Below are 470 nucleotides of genomic sequence, written 5' to 3'. Positions count from 1 at the left end.
ATTAACGGGAAGTGGCTCAGCTTGGTAGAGCACCTGGTTTGGGACCAGGGGGTCGCAGGTTCAAATCCTGTCTTCCCGATTTTTCAAAACATGGGGCCTTAGCTCAGCTGGGAGAGCGCCTGCCTTGCACGCAGGAGGTCAGCGGTTCGATCCCGCTAGGCTCCACTTATTTGAATATCACTTATGGCGGTGTAGCTCAGCTGGCTAGAGCGTACGGTTCATACCCGTGAGGTCGGGGGTTCGATCCCCTCCGCCGCTACCATAAGGACCTTTAGCTCAGCTGGTTAGAGCAGACGGCTCATAACCGTCCGGTCGTAGGTTCGAGTCCTACAAGGTCCACCACTCAAAGTTCATATCTCGGAGGTATACCCAAGTTCGGCTGAAGGGATCGGTCTTGAAAACCGACAGGCGGCGAGAGTCGCGCGGGGGTTCGAATCCCTCTACCTCCTCCATTTTTTCTAAATTAAATA

Annotated in this window: 5 tRNA genes; all 5 read left to right on the top strand. The window is 54.3% G+C overall.

Features of this window, described 5'->3' with window-relative positions:
* The first annotated feature begins 5 nt into the window (after positions 1–5).
* The 5 genes from JTF23_RS27475 (at position 6) to JTF23_RS27455 (ending at position 452) form a co-directional block, all read left to right on the top strand.
* A tRNA-Pro gene (locus tag JTF23_RS27475) sits at positions 6–79 on the top strand.
* A gap of 13 nt (positions 80–92) precedes the next feature.
* Positions 93–165: transfer RNA gene (locus tag JTF23_RS27470), tRNA-Ala, on the top strand.
* A gap of 20 nt (positions 166–185) precedes the next feature.
* A tRNA-Met gene (locus JTF23_RS27465) sits at positions 186–262 on the top strand.
* Between the two features lie 3 nt (positions 263–265).
* Positions 266–342: transfer RNA gene (locus JTF23_RS27460), tRNA-Ile, on the top strand.
* Between the two features lie 17 nt (positions 343–359).
* Positions 360–452: transfer RNA gene (locus tag JTF23_RS27455), tRNA-Ser, on the top strand.
* Positions 453–470: the final 18 nt, after the last annotated feature.

The organism is Bacillus sp. RIT 809, assembly GCF_016892495.1.
GTDB lineage: Bacteria > Bacillota > Bacilli > Bacillales > Bacillaceae_G > Bacillus_A > Bacillus_A cereus_U.
This window is presented reverse-complemented; position numbering and strand designations above follow the sequence as displayed.